This is a genomic window from Staphylococcus sp. GDY8P47P (assembly GCF_016892225.1).
GTDB classification, from domain to species: domain Bacteria; phylum Bacillota; class Bacilli; order Staphylococcales; family Staphylococcaceae; genus Staphylococcus; species Staphylococcus borealis.
The window spans coordinates 236,044-258,857 of the sequence record NZ_JAFENV010000011.1 but is presented as its reverse complement, the minus strand read 5'-3'; the positions used below and the strand labels follow the sequence as shown (position 1 = coordinate 258,857).

Here is a 22,814-nt window from a genome sequence, read left to right as displayed (position 1 = left end):
CCTAAATAGTAATAATTACGATTTAAAAGTATAGCTTCATTTGTATAAAATTACAATAGTTTTTTTAATTTTCTTATTCATCGTTTTAAAGAAATGACATCGATTAAAATAGTTTTATTATATTAATCTCTCGATACTTGGTTATCATTATTAGAATCAATGCTTTTGAAATTTAAACCTTCACTTCACGCTAGTAGCATGATTTTCTATGCTGGGCCACCCCAGCTTGCTTTGCTTGTTGAATTTCTGAGTGAAATTCTCTTTGCTGAGGGCCCCCACCCCAGCCTGCTTTGCTTGTTGAATTTCTGGGTGAATTTCTCTTTGCTGAGGCCTCGGATGACAAAAACGCCCTTCAAAGTTTCATTTTTCAATGTTTACTTCGAAGGGCGTATATCAATTTTAGTGTTAATTTTTATGACACGTTCAGTTCAGCATTATAAGTATTTCGTCCACTCTTTAACTTTGTATGGATCTTTTACTTTTTTACCATTGATAAAAACAGTTGGAACTGTGTCAATTTTATTATCTTCTGTTAGTTTCTTTTGTTCGTCAGCTTTTTTCCAAGCGTCACTATTTTTAGTTTTATATTGTTTTTTAATTTCTGATTTCTGTTGACTTGTAATATCTAATTTATCAATTTCTCTGTCTAAAAAGTCTTCAGTCAGCCACTTTTTATTTTCGTCTTTTTGGTTGGCAAATACATTATGTTGAAATGTTAAGTATTTATTAGGCGCAACCTCTTGTACTGCATTGCCAGCTCTTGAACCAACTATAGAGTCTTTATCTAGAAATCCAGCATTTACAAATTGGTACTCGACTTTATTCGTATCAATATAGTCTTTTTTTATTGTCGGCATGACGTTCTCTTCAACTTTTTTACAGTACGGACATTTAAAATCTCCATACTCAACGATTAAAATCTTCCCATTTTTTGTTTTAGGTGGTTGTTTCTCTTTATTGTTAGCACATGCACTCATGATGACGATGATAACCATCAATATACTTATAATTGAAATGATTTTCTTCATAGATGCTCCTTTTCATTTTGTATTAATTCATGTTTTCTTCTTTATAATCAGCATCATGTGATTCTATATATTGCTTTGTATCGAAGTTATCCAGATATTTTCCCTTTTTCCCATCAAATTGATATGTGTAGTAATGAACTTCCTCATTATTACTTAATGGCTTATAGGCTAAAACAACATACTTACCATCTTCATAAACATAAATATTCGCATCTTTTTTATCAAAGTGCTTCACCATATCGCCTGTATCATGCTTAGCCATCTTTTCTTGCTTTTGATCTTGCATTTTTACAGCTTTATCTATTTTATCTACATATTTATCATTACCGCATGCTGCTAGCAATACGATACCTAAAGTTAACATAACTAATATACGTTTCATACATTCACTCCTATTGCCCAATTCTATAAATCTCGCCTTATACTTCTGTTGCAAATACTATCATACAATGGTTTTAGATTATGCGCTAGTTCATAAAAATATAGTTTTCTAAAAATATTTATTATTATAAATTAAATATAAATTTCCATCTACAACTAAAGTACGATGTAATTTAATTAGTTATTTTGTGTAATAGATGTAGTTATTTGGTAAAATAGATGATAATTCTTAAAAATACAGAGGAGTAGATGAATATGAAATTCGTAACTTTAACATCGGGGGAATTTGAGAAATTTACGTCCAGTCATTTCTCACATTATACGCAATCACGAATTCACTTTGATAATAGAAGTGAATTAAAGGGTGATGTACACATTGTAGGTGTCAAAGATGACAGTGACAACGTTATCGCTGCTACATTAATGACTGAAGCGCGTGCATTAAAAGTATTCAAATATTTTTATACACATCGTGGACCGGTAATGGACTACAGTAATATTGAATTGGTTCACTTTTTCTTTAAATCATTAACACGCTATTTAAAAAAACACAATTGCCTATATGTCTTAGTTGATCCATATATTTTAGAAAACTTACGTAACGCAGACGGAGAAATTTTGGAGAGCTATGATAATCGTGCCGTAATCAAAACGTTGGAAGAACTGGGTTATAAACATCAAGGATGGTCAGTTGGTTACAGTACAATGAGTCAAATACGTTGGTTATCTATCTTAGATTTAAAAGACAAATCAGAAGATCAACTACTTAAAGAAATGGACTATCAAACTCGTCGTAATATTAAAAAAACGTATGAAATGGGTGTAAAAGTACGAACACTTCCTATGGATGAAACAGATACTTTCTTCGAATTGTTCCAAATGGCCGAAGAAAAACATGGTTTCAAATTCAGAGACAAACCTTACTTTTATGAAATGCAAAAAACATACAAAGACCATGCTATGCTAAAACTTGCTTATATCGATTTAAAAGATTATTTATCTACTCTTCAAGAAAAGCACGATACATTAACACAACAATTAGCAGACGTTGATGCAGTGTTAAAAGAAAATCCGAATTCTAAGAAAAATAAAAATAAGCGCACGCAAATACAACAACAAGTTGATAGTAACGACCGTAAATTAAATGAAACGAAAGATAAAATTGCCCAAGAAGGCGAAATACTTAATCTAGCCGCTGCTTTATATTTATATAATGACCATGAAGTATATTATCTATCCAGTGGCTCAAACCCGAAATATAATGCTTATATGGGTGCTTATCGCTTACAATGGGACATGATTAAATTTGCTAAAGAACATAACGTTGATCGTTATAATTTCTATGGTATTACTGGAGACTTTAGCGAAGATGCTGAAGACTTCGGTGTTCAACAATTCAAAAAAGGATTCAACGCGAATGTGTATGAATATATTGGTGATTTCATCAAACCTATCAAACCTTTCGCATACCGAGTTATGCAACTTTTAGATCGTAAATAAGCATGATAAAAAACATTTCAACTAAAAAACACTTCCTAAAGCACTTGTGAGTACTTTAGGAAGTGTTTTGTTATTAGTCTTCATTGATTACATTTAGGAAGCGACGTAATTCTTCAGTCTTTGGATGATTGAACATCTCGTCTGGAGAACCTTGTTCACCTATACGTCCTTCATGTATAAAGACGATTTTATTTGAGACTTGGCGTGCAAATCGCATTTCATGCGTTACAATCACCATTGTCATACCTTCATCAGCTAATTCCTTGATTACTCTAAGGACATCATTCACTAATTCTGGATCTAAAGCAGACGTTGGCTCGTCAAATAGCATTACTTGTGGATTCATTGCTAACGCTCTAGCAATGGCTACACGTTGTTGTTGACCACCTGATAGCGCATGCGGGCGTTGATCTTTAACACTTGTTAAACCAACTTTTTCAAGTAACCCCATCGCTCTTTCTTTAGCATCTGCTTTATTCATTTTCTTAACCGTCACTAACCCTTCCATAACATTTTCCAATGCTGATTTATGCGGAAATAGGTTATAACTTTGAAATACCATACCCGATTGCTTGCGTACGCTTATTTGAGACTTTTTATTGTTAGCTGTGTAGCTTTCACCATTAACCGTTACGTTACCTTCAGTTGGAATTTCTAAAGCATTAATCATACGTAGTAATGTCGTCTTACCTGAACCAGATCGTCCAATCAGTGTCACGACTTCCCCTTTATCTACATTTAAATCAATACCTTTAATGACTTCTTTATCATTGAACGATTTATGGATACCACTTAATTCAATCATGAGTTATACCCTCTTTCAATATATGATTCATAGAAGCTTTGAATAACTGAGATGATGAAACATACTACCCAATACATAACAGCTACAAGTATATAAATAGTGAAATACTCATAAGTTGTAGAAGCGACTTCTTGAGCTTTACGGAACATTTCTGCTACCAAGATAAAGCCAAGTAATGATGTATCTTTAATTAAACTTAAGAATGTATTACCTAAAGCTGGAATTGAAACACGAATCGCTTGTGGTAATATAATTCTTTGAATGGTTTGTCTATAGTTCATTCCTATAGAATAAGCCGCTTCGGTTTGACCTTTAGGTATTGAAATAATTCCACCACGTATGATTTCTGATGCATACGCACCAACATTAAGAGATAAACCAATGATAGCTGATACAACGGATGATAATGTCCATTGTTCATCAGCGTTACCCGTTAATAAACGCCCTAGTTCAGGAATACCATAAAAGATAATAAATAATTGAACGATCATCGGTGTACCACGAATAATTGACACATAAACACGTGCAATACCTTTTAAAACTTTACTTGTTGAAATACGCATTAACGCTGTAAATAAAGCAATAATCAAACCTAAGATAAATGTAACAATGGTAATTGGAATAGAATATTTTAATAATCCTTCCAACATCGGTCCAAATGCTTGCCCTGCCGCATCTAATGCATGTTGTTGTTGACTATTTAGGCTCAGAAACATTTTCACCGAACCATTTCTTACCAATTTTTGCTAATTCGCCATTTTCTTTTAATGTTTTAATGCCATCATTGAAATCAGATACAACTTTTTCATCAACATCTTTATTAAATGCAAATGCTGATTTACTTTGTTCTGCATTACCTTTGATTGCTTTGATTTTAGCATTTGGTTTTTGTTTTTTATAGTCTAAGTAAGATAAGCTATCGTTAAATGTACCATCAACACGATTAGATAATAATAAGTCCATCGCTTGGTTAAAGCCATCAACTTTCGTAATATCTGCGCCTTTATCTTTAGCTAATTGACCATAGTTTGACGTAAATGTTTGCGCCATTTTCTTACCTTTAACATCATCAAATGATTTGATATCTTTTTCATTTTCACGAACTACTAAAACTGCGCTTGAATACGTGTAAGGTGTAGAGAATTTATATTTATTCTCTCTTTCTTTATTTACACCTACTTGGTTAGCAATCACATCAAAACGTTTAGCGTCTAAGCCAGCAAACATTGAGTCCCATGATGTTTCATTGAATTTAAGTTTGTAACCTTTTTCTTTTGCAACTGCTTTGATGACATCAATATCGTAACCAGTTAATTTGTCTTGTTTATTATGGAAAGTGAATGGTGCATATGTACCTTCAGTTCCTACTTTCAGTGTTTTACTATCACTATTGCTACTACTTGATTTAGAATCACTATTTTTATCTGATGATCCTCCATTTCCACAAGCAGCTAACACAAAGATAAGTGCTAAAGCAACAAATAAAAGTCTTTTCATCTACCTGTCCTCCATATTCCTATTAGATTAGTCAGAATAAATTAATTCTAATCTCATAGGTAGGAATAGTCAACATTATTTTTATGTTTAATTAAGTGTTCAGAATGTTTGGATATTAATGACAATGAAAAGAGACCAAGACATTAAGCGTTTATGTTTTAGGAAGACATGGATGACATTCCTAAAGCTACATTGGAATATTAAGGATTTTCCAAATCACGCTCGTCTTGATCTCTTATCGTGTCGTGCAATAAATTATTAACTTATTAATCTTGCAACTTCGCTTCAGCCTTTACTTTTTTCTTGCTTTTAATTAAAAATGTAAGCAATAAACTAATAATCGTAATTATTACAGCAAACATAAACCCTGAATGGTAACCATGAAGCATAGCATCAATCTGTATTTGTCCTGCCGTTTCAGTTTTATTCATACCGTGATAATCACTCATTGTCGGTTGAAAGTTTTTACTTGCTGTACTTAATATCGTAATCAAGCCTGCTGTTCCAATTGAACCAGCAATTTGTTGAATGGTATTTGTCATTGACGAACCATGTGCATTAAGTTCTGGTGTTAGCTGATTCATTGTATGTGTCATAATTGGCATTAAGCCCAATGCGATACCAATCATACGAATTGCATAAATCGTTGCTAACATAATGGTTGACGTATGCTCGTCCATCACTACAAAGTACGATGTCGTTACCAGTACAATAAACATACCTATAATCGCTAATACTTTAGCCCCAAACGTTTCATATAACCACCCTGAAATAATCGACATGATGGCCATCACAATGGCACCTGGAAGTAAGATAAGTCCTGAGTCAATCGGTGTTCGACCTAGCAAGTTTTGTACAAACATTGGCAATACTGTTTCAGAACCAATCATTGAAATCATGGTTGCAGCCATTATCGATAATCCAACTGCAAATTCTTTATTCTTAAATACTTTAAAGCTCAATAACGGATTATCAAGTTTTTCTTGGCGCCAAATAAACAAACCTACTAATATTAAGCCACCAATAACCGTGGTCAAGACAAGCGGATCATCCCATCCATCACTCGAAATAGAACTTACACCGTATAACAATCCACCAAAACCTAGTATTGATAATGCGATAGAAATGAGGTCGATAGGTGTTCTAACGGTTGTTCCTACATTTTTAATAATTTTTAATGCAATCAAAAATGTGATTGCTGAAATCGGTGCAACGACATGGAACAATGATCGCCAATTAAAATATTCCACTAAATAACCAGATAATGTAGGTCCAATGGCTGGAGCAAGACCTATAACGAGTCCAAACATTCCCATATATTTACCACGTTCATGCGGTTGAAAGATATCCAGAATGGTCGTCATCATCAATGGCATCATAATACCTGAGCCTAAAGCTTGTATAATTCGTGCAATTAAAAGTATCGTAAAGTTCGGACTAAAACCACCTAGCATCGTCCCAAGGAAAAAGATGACAATTCCAGTTAAGAAGACTTGTCTCGTAGAGTATCGCTGTATAATAAATGCAGATAACGGAATGACAACACCATTAGTGAGTAAGAATGCTGTTGTTAACCATTGAACTTGTGAATATTCAATATTGAAATCCTTCATGATACTCGGCAATGCTGTGGTAAGTAATGTTTCATTAAGCAATCCAAAGAATCCACCAAGTAACATTGTAAATATCATTGCTAATTTTTGTTTATGTGACATACTATATTCCCCTTCTATCTATTTATGCGCTCAATAGATCCATTTGACTATTATACATATCATTTTTTGATTTTCATACAAGATATTAATACTATTTTAATAAATCGTAATAATTCCTATTTACATTTTTACCATTTTCCTTTATGCTTTTAAAAAGGAGGAATCAAATATGAAACTAGATTTACAAACAGCACGTCGTAATTTGAACAGTCCTAATATCAAAACGCGCAAGCGTGCATTAAAAATCATCAAACAACACAAACGCAATCGTAAATCAGCTTAATACAATCCATTTCTTCCATAAATAACTCCTAAAAAGGAGTAGCACATGTAATCTATCGCATAGCATTACTTGTACTACTCCTTTAATTTTTGAATTATAAATAATAATGATCAATGACATTTAAATTGTCATCTAATTCGTAAATTAGCGGTGCACCTGTTTTAATTTCATATCCAATAATATCTTCATCAGATACATTATCCAAATATTTAATTAACGCACGAATTGAATTACCATGTGCAGCGACTAAAACAGTTTCTCCATCTAATAGATGTTGAGAAATTTTATCTGTCCAAATGGGTACCACTCGTTCTAATGTCGTTTTTAAACTTTCTGAATAAGGCATCATACGATGATCTAAATGTCTATAACGGCGATCTTTTAAATAAGATTCACGTTGTTCTTCAGTTTGTGCAGGTGGTTTAACATCATATGAACGTCGCCATTGATGCACTTGTTCTTCACCAAATTCTTTACGTGCTTCATCTTTATTAAGTCCTTGTAATTTACCATAGTGGCGTTCATTTAAACGCCAACTCTTATGGACTGGAATCCACTCTTGATCTGATTCAGCTAATAAAAACTGAGTTGTTTCTAATGCTCTCGTTAATAATGAAGTAAACGCTACATCAATTTCAATGCCATTTTCTTTTAATTTACGCCCAGATGTTATGGCTTCATTACGTCCCTGTTCAGATAGTTGAACATCTTCCCAACCTGTAAATAAATTTTTAGCATTCCATTCACTTTGACCGTGACGACATAAAATTAATTTTGGCATATAAAACACCTTCCTATACGTTAGATCGATTGTATGATTTCCTTTAGCATGTCATCAATCAATGCCTAACTTCTAATTTAAAATTTACTTCCCTATGCTTTGCAACAAGTGACTTACTCTTTTTCTATTACATTTATTATAAAACTATTTCGCCAAATTTCATAATATCTAAGATTCAATCCCTTAATGCCATAAATGACGCCATTTTGTCATGTTCGTTATCTTCAGTACATCTTTGATATGTTTTTTTGATTTTATAGTAACCTATGTCATCAATTAAGGTGCTATAGTGTATCTATCGTAATCAACAGCAAGACATATTGGGATATCGTGACTAAATGCTATTAATTCAAAGAGTTGACTAAAATTGAGCATCATTTCGTTTAAATCCCTATGCATTTAAGTCAGCTACTGCGAATACTTTGGTTAATTCATAATATTGTATTACCTTAGCCTAAATTTAGTATTTTTAGTTACATTACAAAAACCAATTTTAAAGGAGATTTTTTAATATGAAGAAATCAATATTTACGTTAATGACGATGGTATCTTTAGGTGCCGCAGGATTGCAATCAGGTCAAGCGCACGCAAGTGAAATGACACACAGCCAACAGCACCAATCATGTCAATATAATCAACATACACAGTTACAACACACTCAACCTTCACAACAAGGTCAATATTCAAACGTAGCATCAGCAGCAACTACAACTTCAAATACTACTGATACTTCATCAGAAAATACTGCATCAACTAGTAATACTACTGCTTCTAGTGATGAAAGTTCATCTTCAGTATATAAACAATTTATCGCAGCTGGAGGAACGCAAGAACTATGGGAGAAAATTGTCTTACCTGAGTCCGGTGGAGATCCTAATGCGTCTAATGGACAATATCATGGCTTAGGACAAACCAATCAATCTTGGGGTTATGGTTCCGTTGAAACTCAAACTAAAGGCATGATTTCATATGCTAAAGAACGTTATGGTTCTATTGAAGCTGCGATTAGTTTCCGTGAATCAAACGGATGGTGGTAACATCCAATATAAATAAATGAACATATTATGTTAAAAATTGAATTTATATCCAAAAGAGTACGGTACATAAAGTACCAGGATAAGTAATTTAAGACAATTTCTATTGAAATAATATAGAAATTGTCTTTTTTAGAATAACTATTTCTATCCTTTAAAAAATATTTTTGAATGTCGCATCAATACTTGCGCTCAGAGTAATCATTGATTTGCTTTATGTATACTTTGATTTTAGTGCTTAAGAAAGTTTTTAATTTTGTGATAACTACATCATTCGGATGCTATCATTAAGCAATTTTTCTATTTTACGACCTGAAAATACAGATTGTGTGTAGGCATAAAGAATCACTTTTAACATAATTTTAGGATGATATGGTGTTGCACCACAATGATGTTTGAATTCATTGTAAAAAATCGGTTCAACCATATTATTTATTTGGTATGAAATATCACTTTGGAGAATAAACACTGAAGTTTCTATCGGCAGAATAAGTTGAGTCATATTACATTTTTTTAGTATTTTAATATCAAATTACATATAAATTCAAAGTATTGTGGCGAGACGCTTGTGTTGATTATTAATGAACCTATGAGCAATGGCTCTTAGGTAAGTAGTTATAAAATGGGTAATGGAACGTAGTTGAGCGACGCCTGAGGGAGTTTGAACGATTGATGAACGTAACTGCTCACACACTTACGTAAATAGTTCTAAGATAGATTACGAAACAGAGTTGCGGAGACTCCTAGGGGAGCAGTAGTTTCAAAGAACCTAAGTGCTTTAACACTTAGGTAAGTAGCTCTAAAGATGGATAATAAGTAGCGTTGCGCGACTCCTAGTGGAAAAGAAAGTGTCGAGTGACTACAGGCACGAGCCTTTCCCACAGGAAAGCGTCGCAACCAAAGAATATTATCCATCCAAGAGCTGCTTTAGAGACAGCACCCCAGGAAAGCGAAGCAACTTATGTGAGTGATTATCTATCTAAGATCGCCTTTAGAGTCCTACAGGCACGAGCCTTTCCCACAGGAAAGCGTCGCAACTATAATGAGTGAATATGCATCTAAGAATTTCTTTAGAAGACTACAGGCTGAAGCTGTCCCATAAGAAGGGCCCCAACTCAGAGAAACTGAGTTAATCAGTTTCTACAAGCAAAGCACGTTGGGCAAGCGAGCCAGCAATATGAAGTATGGTAAATAAAGAAACCAGTAAATGCGTTTTAACAAACGCATTTACTGGCTATTTTGCTAGGAATGATGTCCCAACCTCATCTTACTTACCCTAATCATCATTAATCTCGTTCTAATCAATCATTTGATTTAACGTGTCTGGTTCGGGATGAACGTACACGGAAGAAATGCCTTTACTATGTAAGTGATTTTCTACTTTATCACAAATGTCATGTGCCTGTTGCAATGATAAATGTGCATCAACAACAATAGTTACATCTAAAAAGATGCTACTGCCATGATAGCGTCCCTTAAGATTATTCACGTCTTTAACGTCTTCTACTTCTAAAACAACATTACGGTATTCTTCAAGATCTTGCTCATTGAAACCATCACTCAGTGCAAATATTGACTCCTTAAAAATACTAAAACCTGTATAAATAATTAAAAGTCCTAAAACCGTCGCTAATATGACATCGACGATAGATAATCCGAATTGGGTAAATACTAAACCAATCGCAGTCCCTATACTAACAAGTCCATCTGACAAATTATCTTTTGCCGCGGAATTTAATGAGCTACTCTTGGTCTTCTGAGCCAGTCTATGATTGATTGCAAAGACACCAATCATAATAAGTCCACTGATTAAACTCACAAAAATTGTAATGACATTTGGTGTATGATGTTCATTCGTAAATATTCGAGGTACGTTTTCAATCACAACTTGAATACCCACAAACATAATAATAAATGACACTAATAGTGTAGAGATATTTTCAGATTTCAAATGACCATAAGGATGATTTTTATCTGCTGGCTTTATTGAAATTTTCAATCCAACAATGACAGCAATAGATACAATAATGTCTGTCATATTATTCAAAGCGTCTGCTCTAACTGCTGCTGAATCAAATACAAAGCCTGTAATATATTTAGAAACAGATAGAATGATATAAACTACTAAACTTAAATAAGCACCTCTTTGTGCTAATTTAAGATTTTCACTTTGAGACATGTTGTCTACCACCTTAAATGCTTTAATATCAATAGTATGTACCATCGAATGATGATTGACAACGTTTTTTAATTTCTATAAATTTCATATATTTAGGCGAATTAAATTTTTCGCAAAACCTAAATATTAATTAAGTTATTACCCCTAATAATCATTCAATTTATGGTCTGTCTTTGTAACTGTTGTAATAGTTAAATATAATGGCTTCTTTTTAATCTTTTAAGATCCATTTTGAAATTATAAACGTAATTGGAATTGTGATAATTAATCCGACAAATGGTGCGATTTCAGACGGAAATTGAAACCACTTAACAAACACATATAGTAAGAGTGTTTGCATTCCCATATTAATGACTTGTGTTAAAGGAAAGCTTAAAAATTTCTTTAAAGTTGGCGTTACTTTATAAACAAAATAACAATTCAAATAGTAAGAAATTACGAAACTCACTAAGAAACCAACAATGTGACTGATCATATAATTCACATGACATAATTTTAATAATATAAGATAGACAATATAATAATTAAGGGTATTAATCCCCCCCACAATTATAAATTTAATAATCTCTAAGTGGGTTTGAGTCAACTTCATCGTGATTCTCCTTTGTCGTCATTCTCTTTAATCTTCAAACGGCAATATTTTAAATGAATATTTCTCTGAAATGTGATGAAACTCTTTAAAGTTAGTTACATCCGCTTCATCTGCTGGTGTCATTTCAAATAAATACGTTTCATATGGTAAATGTGATAATTTAATGTGACGTTGATTGTTACTCATTTGTGCGTGCACATCTTCTAGTCTCTGTTCACTACGAATGTGTATATCAGTGAAAATAAACATATTTACAATTGCAAAAATAATTATACAACTTTTTAGAATATTATAATGCTTCAAAGTCAAAAAGTTTAATTCTGAAATTAAAATAATGAGTATTATCATACTAAATAGATAAGCCAAATAAAACTGTCTAACTGAAACTTCTGTAATTAATACAACTGGTAATACACTTAGTGGAATTGAAATCAGCGACATATTTACCAACAACCGATTGTATGGTGAGTGAACGATGAGCTTGCATGATATGACAACACTCACCATAAATATCAGACACAATACAATATGAATGACTTCAAACGTCAGTGTTTCAGATAGTTGTTTCACATTGAAAGGTTCATATATAGCGAATTTATAGATAGGTAATACACACATGCCTATTTGTAAACTGAATTGTTTCTTTTTAGACCATGTTGAGAACGCGCTACTTCTTAAAAGTAATATTATGATGATAATTACGATTAAAGATAAAATCGTATTATTATTAAAAAACAAATTGTTTGGAATATCTTTGAGAAGCGATGATTCAAATTTGTGAGCCAATCCTAACATATCTAAGTGCCCTCTTAACGCCTCGACACTTGAATAAATATAAATATATTTTTCATTTAATAACATGATCATTGCACCGCATAATGACAACAACCATCCAAGTACCAAACTGTAGTCAAGTTTATGGTAACGTATCGCATAGTAAATGATGCCAACCAATAATATAGTAGTATTATAAAACGTTAGAGGTTCAGCAAACCACTGTCCTAATATACATATTCCCCAAAAGATAAACGCATCTATACGGCTATATTCTTCTTCCTTAAGTAATCCTTTCAATATAAAACTTAATAGATATAGTGAAAAACATGATCCAAAAACATACGTATAAAAAAATTCAAAGTTACCATAGCTTTGTGAAAATAAAGAATTGGGTATAATAAATAATAAAACCATAATGACAATTAAAATGTTTGTGTTACCTATTTGATTCAATAACTTTAATAACAGTAACACGATAAAAATTGAAATAAGTGCAAATGACATGGTCCGCATTACTATAGAATGAACACTTGCGAATTCTAATATATTGCTAATGTACCGTCCATTAAAATTTTCAAACGCGTTACTAACGACCTGTATGCCGTGGGTACTCCCCCAAAACCAATCCGTACTATGTAAAGGGATAATGAAACCTAAGTATCCGTAAAATAGGATTAATCCAATCATCCAGATGTAAAATTCATGTTGTTTAAGTCTATGCATGTTGAACTCCTTTATGTCAGAAGGTTTGATTTTAAATTACAATCAACCTCTCATAATCGATTATATTATATTCTTATTTTATCAATTATACATTTAAATATTATTTTATACTATACCAACACTAGGAGGTTTACAAAGATGAATCTTAAAAAAATAGTCATTGCTACTGATTCATTTAAAGAGAGTATGTCAGCTAAAGAAGCTGGTTTAGCCATTCAAGATGGTTTTAAAGCAGTATTTGATGATGCCATTCACTATGACATTATCCCAATGGCTGATGGTGGTGAAGGCACAACAGATGCATTAAAAGAAGCGCTTAATGCTAAAACCTATACGATTCCTGTACACGATCCATTGCATAGAAGTATTGAAGCGTCATATGCCCGCTCGGATGATGATCAAATTGCCATTATTGAAATGGCTGCATCATCAGGATTAGATTTGTTATCAAAAGACGAACGTAACCCACTCATTACATCAACTTATGGTGTAGGTGAAATGATATTAGATGCACTGAATCACCATGTTAGCAAAATTATTCTAGGCATTGGTGGAAGTGCTACTAATGATGGTGGTAGCGGTATGTTATGTGCATTAGGTGCGCAATTTCTAGATGCGCAACATCAACCTTTACAATTAGGTGGTGGTTATTTATCTGAGCTAGCACATATAGACATATCAAATCTAGATCAAAGACTGAAGGACGTTACATTTGAGGTTGCTTGTGACGTAACAAACCCATTACTAGGACCTAATGGCGCAACTGAAGTTTACGGTCCACAAAAAGGTGCTGACGCTAAGATGATACCAAAGTTGGATTCCGCACTAGCGACCTATCATGATATGATAGAACAAGAATTAAACCTAAATGTTAAAGATATTCCAGGTGCTGGTGCCGCCGGAGGATTGGGTACGGGTATTCTTGCATTCTTCAATGCGTCACTTTCTAAAGGCATTGACATTGTGTTAAAGGAAACGGACTTTTCGAGAAGAGTGCAAGGCGCAGACCTTGTTATTACTGGTGAAGGTAAAATGGATGCGCAAACTGTCTTTGGTAAGACACCCATTGGGGTAGCAAAAGCAGCAAAAGTACATCATATTCCAGTGATAGCTATTTGTGGAAGTCTTGGCGAAGGGTATCAGGATGTTTACAATCATGGTATTGATAGCGCATTTAGTTTAATTGAACAACCAGAAGCATTACCATCGCTATTAAGTAATGGTAAGCGCAACATGACACATACTGCTGAAAATATTGCTCGACTACTGAAACAAATTATTTGAAATATGAGGTGACTAGCATGAAACGAACAGATAAATATAAAGATTCTTACAAATATGATGAACAATATCGCAAGCGTAATCGACAAAGTGCCGATGAACGTACACGTCATGAGCGACGTGAAAGCCAAGAAGCATACAATCGTAGCAATGCACGTTATCGTGATGATGATCCTAGATATCAAAATGATGACCAACGCTACCATGATGACTATGACTATCAAGCGCGTTATGAGCGCCATAATGATGACTATGACGACAATGGAAACAGATATTATAATGACCGTGACTTCAGACGTGAGCAACAATTAGAAGAAGAAAATGAAAAAAATAAAAAATCTAAAAAATGGCTTATAGCTATTATTGCAATATTGCTTATTATCGTAGCAATATTTGCGACGAGAGCGCTATTTAACCACAATAGTGGTAATGAACAACAAACGAATACGACTTCAAATGACAATCAAGTATCTAAAGACTATAAAAACGAAGTAGAAAATCAAAGTGATAGCATTAAACAACAAGTCGAACAAGCCAAAAATGACATTAAAGACAAAGTGGATACAGACTCAAGAATCAAACAAATTCAAGATGATATTAATAGTTTAAAAAATAGTGAACAAACAGGCGAAGATTCTAAATTGACTAAATTTTATCAAGATCAAGTAAATAAATTGAAAGAAGCGAATAACGCGCAACAAAATAATGAAAGTCAAAGTAAAGTAAATGACTTACTTAATGATGTGAATACAAAATTTGATGAAATTAAAGAGAAATTAAACAGTATACTTGGTAACTCAAATGATACAAATGCACAGTGATAAACCCACAAACACATCACATACAACATAATACGCTATATCTACATTGCAAATACGTCATCGTAGACGACATTGAGAAGACAGATAAAGCATGTTTTCTAAGATATGCGTACCGTTATAAGGGACGAGATAGAAGGTAAATTGAATTCTAACTCGTTCCTTTTTTATTTTGTAAATTACAAATGCACAAAAAACCTATATAATGTAATTTGCAAACTTTTTAAGGAGACACATTATGCAACCATCAACACATACAAAATTACCCCTATTGCTACTTATTGTCTTAGGTGTAATGACTGCATTCGGACCTATGATTATTGATATGTACCTTCCTGCTTTACCTGAAGCACAACATCAATTTAGGTCATCAACATCTGAAATCCAACTCACCTTATCATTTGCTATGATAGGTTTAGCATTAGGTCAATTCTTATTCGGACCATTATCTGATGCATTTGGCCGTAAAAGAATGGTTCTTATCATATTATGCATTTTCCTCCTAGCTACACTATGTGGTATCTTTGCATCAAATTTAATGCTATTTTTATGTATTCGATTTGTCCAAGGTTTTACTGCAGGCGGCATTATAGTTATAGCCAAGGCTTTTGCTGGAGACAGATATCAAGGTGATTTATTAGCTAAATTTCTAGCATCACTGATGGTCGTTAATGGTATTGTTACAATCATCATGCCTTTACTCGGCGGTCTATCTTTGACACTTGGTTCATGGAGAATTGTCTTTGTCATTCTGACCGTTATAAGTTTACTTGTGCTTATCGGTGTCGTAACGACGATGCCGACTACACATCAATCAGAACATATATCGTTAAACTTTAAAGACATCTTTTTAGATTTTGGAAGCTTATTAAAGAAACCACGATTCATCATTCCAATGTTGCTACAAGGATTAACGTACGTCATGTTATTTAGTTTTTCATCCGCTTCACCATTCATAACGCAAAAGCTATACAATATGACACCTCAGCAATTCAGTATAATGGTAGCAATTAATGGTGTAGGCTTAATCATAGTTAGCCAAATTGTGGCACTTTTAGTCGAGTATATTAATCGTTTCAAACTCATGATTTACTTAACGTTAATACAAGTAATAGGTGTCGTGTTAATTGTTATTACATTATCAATGCATGGTCCGTTATGGATTTTACTGATTGCATTTTTCTTAAACGTATGCCCTGTCACATCTATTGGGCCACTTGGTTTTTCTATGGCAATGGAGGAACGTACGGGTGGAAGTGGTAATGCTTCTAGTTTACTAGGACTATTCCAATTCATTCTTGGCGGAATCATCTCTCCAATAGTAGGACTCAAAGGACAATATGATGCAACACCATACATGATTGTCATTATCGTAACTGCAATTGTATTAATTACACTCCAAGTTATTTACTTTAGAAATCATCGTAACCCAGCATAATCATTGAATAGAATCAGGAAGTGAGACGGCATTCTTTATGAGTCCGTTGTCCACTTCCTCTTTTTTTGAAAAACAAATTGATTCAAAAATCCGCGCTAATTGTTCACAATTTTTCAATAACTTTCCAACAAATAGGTGACAACACCATTTTTTCTAATTGAAAATCATTCTTATTGATTATAATGAAAACAAATAAAGGAGGAATTTCAATGATTACAAATGAATCTATCGTTGCAGACATTGTTACAGACATGCCATTAAGTGCGGATATATTTAGAAAATATGGTATCGAATTTTGTTGTGGCGGTAACATCACTATAAATGAAGCAGTTAAAAATAAAAAAATAGATGCAGATACATTAATAGAAGAAATTAATGCACTTCCTAAACATGACCAAGGAAACATCAATGTAAAATATCTTGATGCACCTTCACTCATACAATATATACAATCTCGTTATCACGAGACAATGCGTGAAGAATTTAAGAATTTATCTCCTTATGTTACCAAAGTGGCAAAAGTCCATGGGCCAAACCATCCATTTTTAATTCACTTACAAGACTTATATCGTCAATATCGTGATGGTATGCTTGAGCATATGGCTCAAGAAGATGAACACGACTTCCCTGCATTAATTAAACTTTCTCGTGGTGAAGAAGTGGATCATGCTTCAGATATTATCCAAAGCTTGGTTGATGATCACACGCACACAGGCCAATTATTAGAAGACATGCGTGAATTAACGAACCAATATCAACCGCCGAGTGAAGCTTGTCAAACTTGGAGATTGGTCTATAACCGTCTTGAGAATTTAGAGCGTGAAACCCATGAACATGTACATCTAGAAAATCATGTACTCTTTAATAAATTCAGTTAGGACAGGAAGTGTTGATTATGGTGACTAAAATAGCTGGCCATACGTTTTTAGCACAATTAGGTAAAAAGCGGTTACGTCCGGGTGGTGTGCTTGCGACAAATTGGCTTATTAATAAAGGGCATTTTTCAAGTGATAAACGTGTCTTAGAAGTCGCATGTAATATGTGTACAACTTCCATTGAATTAGCACGAACTTATCAATGCCATATTGAAGGCGTCGATTTAAATAAAACCGCATTAGAAAACGGTAAACGCAATGTGGCGAAACACAATTTAGAGTCACTCATTCATTTAACGCAAGCAAATGCAATGAAACTACCCTTTGAAGATCAAAGCTTCGATATTATTCTTAATGAAGCAATGCTCACAATGTTACCTTACCCAGTTAAAGAAAAGGTCTTAAAAGAGTATTACCGTGTATTGAAGCCGAATGGTGTTATACTTACACATGATATTGCAATTATCAATAGACAAAATACTGAAACGGTCATTGATGAATTGAGTCAAGCCATTAATATGAAGGTGACACCTTTAACGCCTGAAAGCTGGTACCAACTCTATCAAGAGGCCGGATTCTCGAATATCGAATCGCAAATCGGTCCACTGTCGTTAATGACACCAATAGGTATGATGCGTGATGAAGGCCTACTTGGCACCTTAACCATCATTAAAAATGCGTTAAAACCATCTAATCGTAAAATGTTCTTCACTATGTTTAAAACGATGCGAAGACACAAAAAGAACATGAATTATATCGTTCATGCTGTAAAAAAATAAAGCAACACAATCCTACATGGCTTATGTTGCACAAATGACTAGAACTTAGAAGGGGAGTGGGACAGAATTCTTTTAAATTCGTCGTAACCCCAACTTGCTTAGCTTGTAAAATCACTTTCGTGATTTTTTGTGTTGGGGCCCCGACTCCCAACTTGCTTAGCTTGTAGAATTTCTTAGTGAAATGCTCTTTGTTGGGGCCCCGCCCGCAAGGATGACTAGGACTGAGAAAAGCTTGATTTAAGCGCCTTCTCAGTTCAGTCAGCTACTGCGAATTTGCTAAATAGCATTATTATATTATTTATGTCCCAGCCTCTCTTAGTTCTAGTCTATTCTTTTATAGGCATCCATATTTCCGTAATGTAGTCAGGGTTTTGAGTATTTCCCGGCAAATAATGTTCAAACATAGGTGCTTGAATCGTTTTAAATGACGCTTGAGGTAATAATTCTGTATAGATTTTTGTCATCACTGCTTTAATTGCTTCAGGAACACGACCCTTCGCATCAATAACGACATATTTGTGTGCTATTAACTTGATTACTTCATAGTTTGAATCATTGTTATTCAAACCGTCATGAGGCACGCCAATAAAATAATCTATACGATTTTCACGTGGTATGATGACGCCTAATAAGCCAGTTAAACTTTGATTACTGTATTGAGTTAAAGCTTTGACCACGCCTGCTTCATTCATTTCTTGCCAAAATGCTGGTATATCCTGCTGCATTGCTTCACCAGTCGTATACTCTCTTAGAACGCCTATAAGTTGAACCTCACCTAAATGTTCAAATCTGTATTGCATTGTCATTACTATGCCCCCATTTTCTAATTAATAATAAATCATCACACAATCCGTATTGATATACGCCGTGACGACTAAGGTATATAATAAATTTACTTAAACTAAATGATGGACATCAATAGAGACTGTCTTTGAGGAGAATCATGATGAAAAGAACGATACTACCAATCAAACCAATTAGCCAACTATTTCCAATTCCAATGGTAATGGGATGTGAAGGTGTTTCAGCAGCAATGTTACTTCAATATAACAATCATAATATTAAAGCTACTGAAATCATGAGTCATTGGCCTAAGCATCCTAATAATCCTTATAAAGGATATGTTGGTCATCATTTACTCGTCAAATTTGGTCATCATCAAACAATCTTTCCTGATGCTTATGTACCTTATTTACAAACGATTGACGATCGAATTGTAGACGGTACAGGTACTGATTTGTCATCACTAGAAGCTGTCATTGATTCTGGCCAACCAGTCATAATGTATCATACTAATTTAGGTCGTAAACCTTTCCGCAAATATTTCAAATTCGATGATCATAAGAAAGAATTAGTGTCTAACATTCATATCACACTATTAATCGGATATGATGATCATTTCTATTATTATATTGATCCTTTGTGGAGTCACTTATTTAAACACTTTATCTTTCCTGCCATTGTGCCTAATCGCTTTCAAATCATCAAAATTGCAAAGCAAAAATTAGAACGTAGCTTTAATGCACCTGGTCGTACATGTATTTATCTTCAAGTGTAATATAGACCACTATTTAAGTGAGATTGAGTCAATGTTAATTGTATCTCAACCTCACTGATTTTTTATGCATCACGCACTTCAAATGTGACTAACGACGCATCGAGCTCTTGCATAAGATCAGTTGTTCGCCATTGTCGTTGATACCCTAAACAAGGACAAATATAAGTAATCCCTGCTTCGGACAACGTCTTACGAAAATGTACGTGCCCCATAATGCTATAACGTATAGGATACGTCTGATAAAACGCATTAAAGTCTTTCGTACCTATATATGCATTAAAGAAATCAAAAATACGATGTGGCGTTGGTACAACAAATTGTGGATGCGTCACAATATGCGTCATTAGAATAATCTGTTTATCCTTTACTTGTTCTAAGTCATGTTGAATTTGGTTAGCAGCCTGCTTAGATAAAGCTCTATCTTCAATATCCCAGTCGATTTTCACTTTATCTTGCCATGTCGCACCGTAATACTTCCCTCTTTGGATGCGTTCCAAATCAAATTTGTCATCCGCATACCGATAATCATACCAAGCCGTATGCCCAACAACTGCCCAATTCTCATTTATAATATACGGTTTTCCAATTAAACATTCTGGCTTATCCACATAGAAATCATAAATTTCTGATGATGTTAACGAGGATTCAGAAGTCCAATAATCATGGTTTCCTGGCACAAATAAGACTGGAATACCACATTTTGCTTTTAAATCTTGAATAAATTGATAACTCTGCTGAAAATGATTAGACACATCTCCAGCAATTAATAGTAATGCCACATCCCTCTGTTGAATCAGTTGTACAAGTGTTTCAAGATATACCTTTGGCTCTAGGTTAGGATGTCGATCAATATGTAAATCTGAAATTGCACCTATCTTCATTCGTGTCGTCCCTCTTACTTGTTTTGAATTGAAATCATTATGTCATAGTTATTATGAATAATAAATAAATCTGTTTATTAAATTTTCAGAAATTTGTTTATATTTCATTAAATTAAGCGTATAATAAAAATACCTTTTAGCAAAGTTACATCATTTGTGAACAATTATTATTGTTTTCACTTAATATCTGATTTTTAACAACTAATGCGATTTACTTAATACTTTGTTAAAAGCAAATTTTTTACATATAAAAGAAAGCGTTTACACTAAAATTTAAAAACACATCACTGCTTTCTAAGGAGGAAGTATATGGCTAGACAATTGGAAAGAGAACTAAGCAACAGGCATATTCAATTAATTGCGATTGGGGGCGCAATTGGTACAGGATTATTCTTAGGTTCAGGTCAAACAATTGCTTTAACAGGGCCTTCCCTCTTATTAACATACATGATTATCGGCATGGTTATGTTCGCATTCATGCGCGCACTTGGAGAATTATTATTAAGTAATACACGCTTTAATTCATTTGTAGATATTGCGAACGAATACATAGGTCCTTTTGCAGGATTCGTCATTGGATGGACATATTGGCTTGCCTGGATTGCTTCAAGCATGTCAGATTTAACAGCTATGGGACAATATTTTAGTTTCTGGTTCCCTCAAGTGCCACATTGGATCACCGTTTTATTTATCGTACTAATGTTAATCTCATTTAACATGTTAGGTGCAAAATTATTCGGTGAATTAGAATTCTGGTTCTCAATTATTAAAATTATAACTATCATAGCGATGATTATTGTAGGTTTAGTCATGATATTCTTCTCATTCAAAACCTCTTATGGTCACGCTTCATTTAGTAACTTAACAAATCATGGTGGTATATTCCCTAATGGGCCATTTGGATTCTTGATGGCATTCCAAATTGCAGTATATTCATTTATTGGTATAGAACTTATCGGGGTAACAGCGGGTGAAACGAAAGACCCTAGAAATGTCATTCCTAAAGCGATCAACAACGTGCCACTCCGTATTCTATTATTCTATGTGGGTGGGCTATTAGTCATCATGTCTGTCATTCCTTGGAATAAAATCGATTCAAATAGTAGTCCTTTCGTAACCATGTTTAGCTTAATCGGCTTACCATTTGCTGCTGGACTTGTTAACTTCGTTGTACTAACTGCAGCTGCATCAGCAACAAACAGTGGTATTTACTCAAACAGCCGTATTCTATTTGGCCTTGCTAAACAAGGTTTAGGACCTAAAGTTTTAAGTAAAACAAATGGTAACAGTGTGCCATACTTATCTATGTTAGTATCATCTGGAACATTATTAGCAGCCGCGTTATTAAACTTTATTTTCCCAGATGCTATCAAACTATTTATCTATGTAACAACACTTTCAACTGTACTATTTTTAGTAGTATGGGCGATGATTATTATTTCTTATATTATTTTTGTGAAGAAAAATCCAGAAGAACACCATAAAAATAAATTCAAACTTTTTGGTGGATTAAAAAGTGCATACGTCGTACTTGCATTCTTTTCATTTGTGTTTGTACTGTTATTCTTTAGTGAAGATACTAGAGCAGCAATTTTCATTTCACCAATATGGTTTATCTTCTTGTTCATCTTCTATAAAAAATATAAATCAAATGCAGAAGATTTAGCAGAACGAACACGTAGTCAGGGTCGTAATTCAATCAATTACTAATGAAAGCTCAATCATCAATCATTCATATCAATAAACAACTAAAGTGGAGAGAGTGGGACGACGAATTCAAAAGAATTCTGTCCCACTCCCGTTTCACTTTTATTATTTCAAAACGCTATATAAGATGATACTAATCTTATTCAACTTAATCCCTATCAGTTAACCTATGCTCACAGCCT

The 22,814-nt window shown here is 33.8% G+C and carries 22 protein-coding genes and 1 pseudogene; 10 read left to right on the top strand and 13 right to left on the bottom strand.

Annotation, left to right across the window (positions count from 1 at the left end; translation table 11 throughout):
• Positions 1-434: 434 nt before the first annotated feature.
• Entirely contained in the window at positions 435-1,028 is a 594-nt protein-coding gene (locus JVV30_RS04265) for a DsbA family protein (RefSeq protein ID WP_107629044.1), read from the bottom strand.
• A gap of 22 nt (positions 1,029-1,050) precedes the next feature.
• Positions 1,051-1,410, bottom strand: coding sequence for a DUF4467 domain-containing protein (locus tag JVV30_RS04260; protein WP_204193525.1), 360 nt, complete (start codon positions 1,408-1,410; stop codon positions 1,051-1,053).
• A gap of 254 nt (positions 1,411-1,664) precedes the next feature.
• Here JVV30_RS04260 and JVV30_RS04255 point away from each other — a divergent pair, with 254 nt between their 5' ends.
• On the top strand, positions 1,665-2,909 hold the full coding sequence (locus tag JVV30_RS04255) for an aminoacyltransferase (protein WP_204193523.1): 1,245 nt from the start codon (positions 1,665-1,667) through the stop codon (positions 2,907-2,909).
• Between the two features lie 73 nt (positions 2,910-2,982).
• Here JVV30_RS04255 and JVV30_RS04250 read toward each other — a convergent pair whose 3' ends face one another.
• The 4 genes from JVV30_RS04250 to JVV30_RS04235 all read right to left on the bottom strand — a co-directional run bounded on the left by JVV30_RS04250 (position 2,983) and on the right by JVV30_RS04235 (position 6,926).
• Positions 2,983-3,714: an amino acid ABC transporter ATP-binding protein gene (locus JVV30_RS04250; RefSeq protein WP_053028712.1), complete on the bottom strand. Its 732-nt coding sequence runs from the start codon at positions 3,712-3,714 to the stop codon at positions 2,983-2,985.
• Complete coding sequence (locus JVV30_RS04245; protein WP_053029051.1) at positions 3,711-4,430, bottom strand: amino acid ABC transporter permease; 720 nt, start codon at positions 4,428-4,430, stop codon at positions 3,711-3,713. Before JVV30_RS04245 ends, JVV30_RS04250 begins: the two co-directional genes overlap by 4 nt.
• Positions 4,411-5,211 (bottom strand): transporter substrate-binding domain-containing protein, encoded by an 801-nt coding sequence (locus tag JVV30_RS04240; protein ID WP_053028713.1) that lies wholly within the window; start codon positions 5,209-5,211, stop codon positions 4,411-4,413. Before JVV30_RS04240 ends, JVV30_RS04245 begins: the two co-directional genes overlap by 20 nt.
• A gap of 266 nt (positions 5,212-5,477) precedes the next feature.
• Positions 5,478-6,926, bottom strand: a complete 1,449-nt coding sequence (locus JVV30_RS04235) for an MDR family MFS transporter (RefSeq protein ID WP_107629046.1) — start codon at positions 6,924-6,926, stop codon at positions 5,478-5,480.
• 169 nt (positions 6,927-7,095) lie between these two features.
• On the opposite strand from JVV30_RS04235, the gene JVV30_RS04230 reads away from it, so the two are divergent.
• Positions 7,096-7,209, top strand: coding sequence for a putative metal homeostasis protein (locus tag JVV30_RS04230; RefSeq protein WP_107629047.1), 114 nt, complete (start codon positions 7,096-7,098; stop codon positions 7,207-7,209).
• A gap of 94 nt (positions 7,210-7,303) precedes the next feature.
• On the opposite strand, the gene JVV30_RS04225 is transcribed toward JVV30_RS04230, so the two are convergent.
• Positions 7,304-7,990: a 2,3-diphosphoglycerate-dependent phosphoglycerate mutase gene (locus JVV30_RS04225; protein WP_011274961.1), complete on the bottom strand. Its 687-nt coding sequence runs from the start codon at positions 7,988-7,990 to the stop codon at positions 7,304-7,306.
• A 512-nt stretch (positions 7,991-8,502) separates the two neighbouring features.
• On the opposite strand from JVV30_RS04225, the gene JVV30_RS04220 reads away from it, so the two are divergent.
• Positions 8,503-9,027 (top strand): aggregation-promoting factor C-terminal-like domain-containing protein, encoded by a 525-nt coding sequence (locus JVV30_RS04220; RefSeq protein WP_107629048.1) that lies wholly within the window; start codon positions 8,503-8,505, stop codon positions 9,025-9,027.
• A gap of 265 nt (positions 9,028-9,292) precedes the next feature.
• Here JVV30_RS04220 and JVV30_RS04215 read toward each other — a convergent pair.
• The 4 genes and pseudogenes from JVV30_RS04215 to JVV30_RS04200 all read right to left on the bottom strand — a co-directional run.
• Positions 9,293-9,544 (bottom strand): annotated as a pseudogene (locus JVV30_RS04215) (transposase); the annotation flags it as partial.
• Between the two features lie 777 nt (positions 9,545-10,321).
• Positions 10,322-11,203: a cation diffusion facilitator family transporter gene (locus tag JVV30_RS04210; protein WP_053028716.1), complete on the bottom strand. Its 882-nt coding sequence runs from the start codon at positions 11,201-11,203 to the stop codon at positions 10,322-10,324.
• A 211-nt stretch (positions 11,204-11,414) separates the two neighbouring features.
• On the bottom strand, positions 11,415-11,795 hold the full coding sequence (locus JVV30_RS04205) for a GtrA family protein (protein WP_204193520.1): 381 nt from the start codon (positions 11,793-11,795) through the stop codon (positions 11,415-11,417).
• Positions 11,796-11,822: 27 nt separating this feature from the next.
• On the bottom strand, positions 11,823-13,295 hold the full coding sequence (locus tag JVV30_RS04200; RefSeq protein ID WP_204193517.1) for a hypothetical protein: 1,473 nt from the start codon (positions 13,293-13,295) through the stop codon (positions 11,823-11,825).
• A gap of 138 nt (positions 13,296-13,433) precedes the next feature.
• Here JVV30_RS04200 and JVV30_RS04195 point away from each other — a divergent pair, with 138 nt between their 5' ends.
• The 5 genes from JVV30_RS04195 to JVV30_RS04175 all read left to right on the top strand — a co-directional run bounded on the left by JVV30_RS04195 (position 13,434) and on the right by JVV30_RS04175 (position 18,486).
• Positions 13,434-14,579: a glycerate kinase gene (locus JVV30_RS04195; protein WP_204193515.1), complete on the top strand. Its 1,146-nt coding sequence runs from the start codon at positions 13,434-13,436 to the stop codon at positions 14,577-14,579.
• A 17-nt stretch (positions 14,580-14,596) separates the two neighbouring features.
• Complete coding sequence (locus JVV30_RS04190) at positions 14,597-15,397, top strand: hypothetical protein (protein ID WP_204193513.1); 801 nt, start codon at positions 14,597-14,599, stop codon at positions 15,395-15,397.
• 235 nt (positions 15,398-15,632) lie between these two features.
• Positions 15,633-16,832, top strand: a complete 1,200-nt coding sequence (locus tag JVV30_RS04185) for a putative multidrug effflux MFS transporter TcaB (protein WP_204193512.1) — start codon at positions 15,633-15,635, stop codon at positions 16,830-16,832.
• A 209-nt stretch (positions 16,833-17,041) separates the two neighbouring features.
• Positions 17,042-17,710: an iron-sulfur cluster repair di-iron protein ScdA gene (scdA, locus tag JVV30_RS04180; RefSeq protein ID WP_204193509.1), complete on the top strand. Its 669-nt coding sequence runs from the start codon at positions 17,042-17,044 to the stop codon at positions 17,708-17,710.
• Between the two features lie 20 nt (positions 17,711-17,730).
• Positions 17,731-18,486: a class I SAM-dependent methyltransferase gene (locus tag JVV30_RS04175; protein ID WP_289328401.1), complete on the top strand. Its 756-nt coding sequence runs from the start codon at positions 17,731-17,733 to the stop codon at positions 18,484-18,486.
• Between the two features lie 326 nt (positions 18,487-18,812).
• On the opposite strand, the gene JVV30_RS04170 is transcribed toward JVV30_RS04175, so the two are convergent.
• Complete coding sequence (locus JVV30_RS04170) at positions 18,813-19,292, bottom strand: GyrI-like domain-containing protein (RefSeq protein ID WP_204193504.1); 480 nt, start codon at positions 19,290-19,292, stop codon at positions 18,813-18,815.
• A gap of 140 nt (positions 19,293-19,432) precedes the next feature.
• Between JVV30_RS04170 and JVV30_RS04165 the strand changes: the two genes are divergently transcribed.
• The gene (locus tag JVV30_RS04165) at positions 19,433-20,044 is read left to right on the top strand and encodes a C39 family peptidase (protein ID WP_204193502.1); all 612 of its coding nucleotides are present in this window, start codon (positions 19,433-19,435) and stop codon (positions 20,042-20,044) included.
• A 62-nt stretch (positions 20,045-20,106) separates the two neighbouring features.
• Here the strand turns inward: JVV30_RS04165 and JVV30_RS04160 are convergent, their stop codons facing one another.
• Positions 20,107-20,925, bottom strand: a complete 819-nt coding sequence (locus JVV30_RS04160; protein WP_204193500.1) for a metallophosphoesterase — start codon at positions 20,923-20,925, stop codon at positions 20,107-20,109.
• Between the two features lie 309 nt (positions 20,926-21,234).
• On the opposite strand from JVV30_RS04160, the gene JVV30_RS04155 reads away from it, so the two are divergent.
• Positions 21,235-22,635 carry an amino acid permease gene (locus JVV30_RS04155; RefSeq protein WP_204193498.1) on the top strand — a complete coding sequence of 467 codons (1,401 nt, stop codon included), beginning with the start codon at positions 21,235-21,237 and terminating at the stop codon, positions 22,633-22,635.
• Positions 22,636-22,814 lie beyond the last annotated feature (179 nt).

Excerpts from the sequence above, each read along its gene's own strand:
- JVV30_RS04265 (WP_107629044.1), bottom strand. The coding sequence starts at position 1,028 with ATGAAGAAAATCATTTCAATTATAAGTATATTGATGGTTATCATCGTC.
- JVV30_RS04260 (WP_204193525.1), bottom strand. The coding sequence starts at position 1,410 with ATGAAACGTATATTAGTTATGTTAACTTTAGGTATCGTATTGCTAGCA.
- JVV30_RS04255 (WP_204193523.1), top strand. The coding sequence starts at position 1,665 with ATGAAATTCGTAACTTTAACATCGGGGGAATTTGAGAAATTTACGTCC.
- JVV30_RS04250 (WP_053028712.1), bottom strand. The coding sequence starts at position 3,714 with ATGATTGAATTAAGTGGTATCCATAAATCGTTCAATGATAAAGAAGTC.
- JVV30_RS04245 (WP_053029051.1), bottom strand. The coding sequence starts at position 4,430 with ATGTTTCTGAGCCTAAATAGTCAACAACAACATGCATTAGATGCGGCA.
- JVV30_RS04240 (WP_053028713.1), bottom strand. The coding sequence starts at position 5,211 with ATGAAAAGACTTTTATTTGTTGCTTTAGCACTTATCTTTGTGTTAGCT.
- JVV30_RS04235 (WP_107629046.1), bottom strand. The coding sequence starts at position 6,926 with ATGTCACATAAACAAAAATTAGCAATGATATTTACAATGTTACTTGGT.
- JVV30_RS04230 (WP_107629047.1), top strand. The coding sequence starts at position 7,096 with ATGAAACTAGATTTACAAACAGCACGTCGTAATTTGAACAGTCCTAAT.
- JVV30_RS04225 (WP_011274961.1), bottom strand. The coding sequence starts at position 7,990 with ATGCCAAAATTAATTTTATGTCGTCACGGTCAAAGTGAATGGAATGCT.
- JVV30_RS04220 (WP_107629048.1), top strand. The coding sequence starts at position 8,503 with ATGAAGAAATCAATATTTACGTTAATGACGATGGTATCTTTAGGTGCC.
- JVV30_RS04210 (WP_053028716.1), bottom strand. The coding sequence starts at position 11,203 with ATGTCTCAAAGTGAAAATCTTAAATTAGCACAAAGAGGTGCTTATTTA.
- JVV30_RS04205 (WP_204193520.1), bottom strand. The coding sequence starts at position 11,795 with ATGAAGTTGACTCAAACCCACTTAGAGATTATTAAATTTATAATTGTG.
- JVV30_RS04200 (WP_204193517.1), bottom strand. The coding sequence starts at position 13,295 with ATGCATAGACTTAAACAACATGAATTTTACATCTGGATGATTGGATTA.
- JVV30_RS04195 (WP_204193515.1), top strand. The coding sequence starts at position 13,434 with ATGAATCTTAAAAAAATAGTCATTGCTACTGATTCATTTAAAGAGAGT.
- JVV30_RS04190 (WP_204193513.1), top strand. The coding sequence starts at position 14,597 with ATGAAACGAACAGATAAATATAAAGATTCTTACAAATATGATGAACAA.
- JVV30_RS04185 (WP_204193512.1), top strand. The coding sequence starts at position 15,633 with ATGCAACCATCAACACATACAAAATTACCCCTATTGCTACTTATTGTC.
- scdA (WP_204193509.1), top strand. The coding sequence starts at position 17,042 with ATGATTACAAATGAATCTATCGTTGCAGACATTGTTACAGACATGCCA.
- JVV30_RS04170 (WP_204193504.1), bottom strand. The coding sequence starts at position 19,292 with ATGACAATGCAATACAGATTTGAACATTTAGGTGAGGTTCAACTTATA.
- JVV30_RS04165 (WP_204193502.1), top strand. The coding sequence starts at position 19,433 with ATGAAAAGAACGATACTACCAATCAAACCAATTAGCCAACTATTTCCA.
- JVV30_RS04160 (WP_204193500.1), bottom strand. The coding sequence starts at position 20,925 with ATGAAGATAGGTGCAATTTCAGATTTACATATTGATCGACATCCTAAC.
- JVV30_RS04155 (WP_204193498.1), top strand. The coding sequence starts at position 21,235 with ATGGCTAGACAATTGGAAAGAGAACTAAGCAACAGGCATATTCAATTA.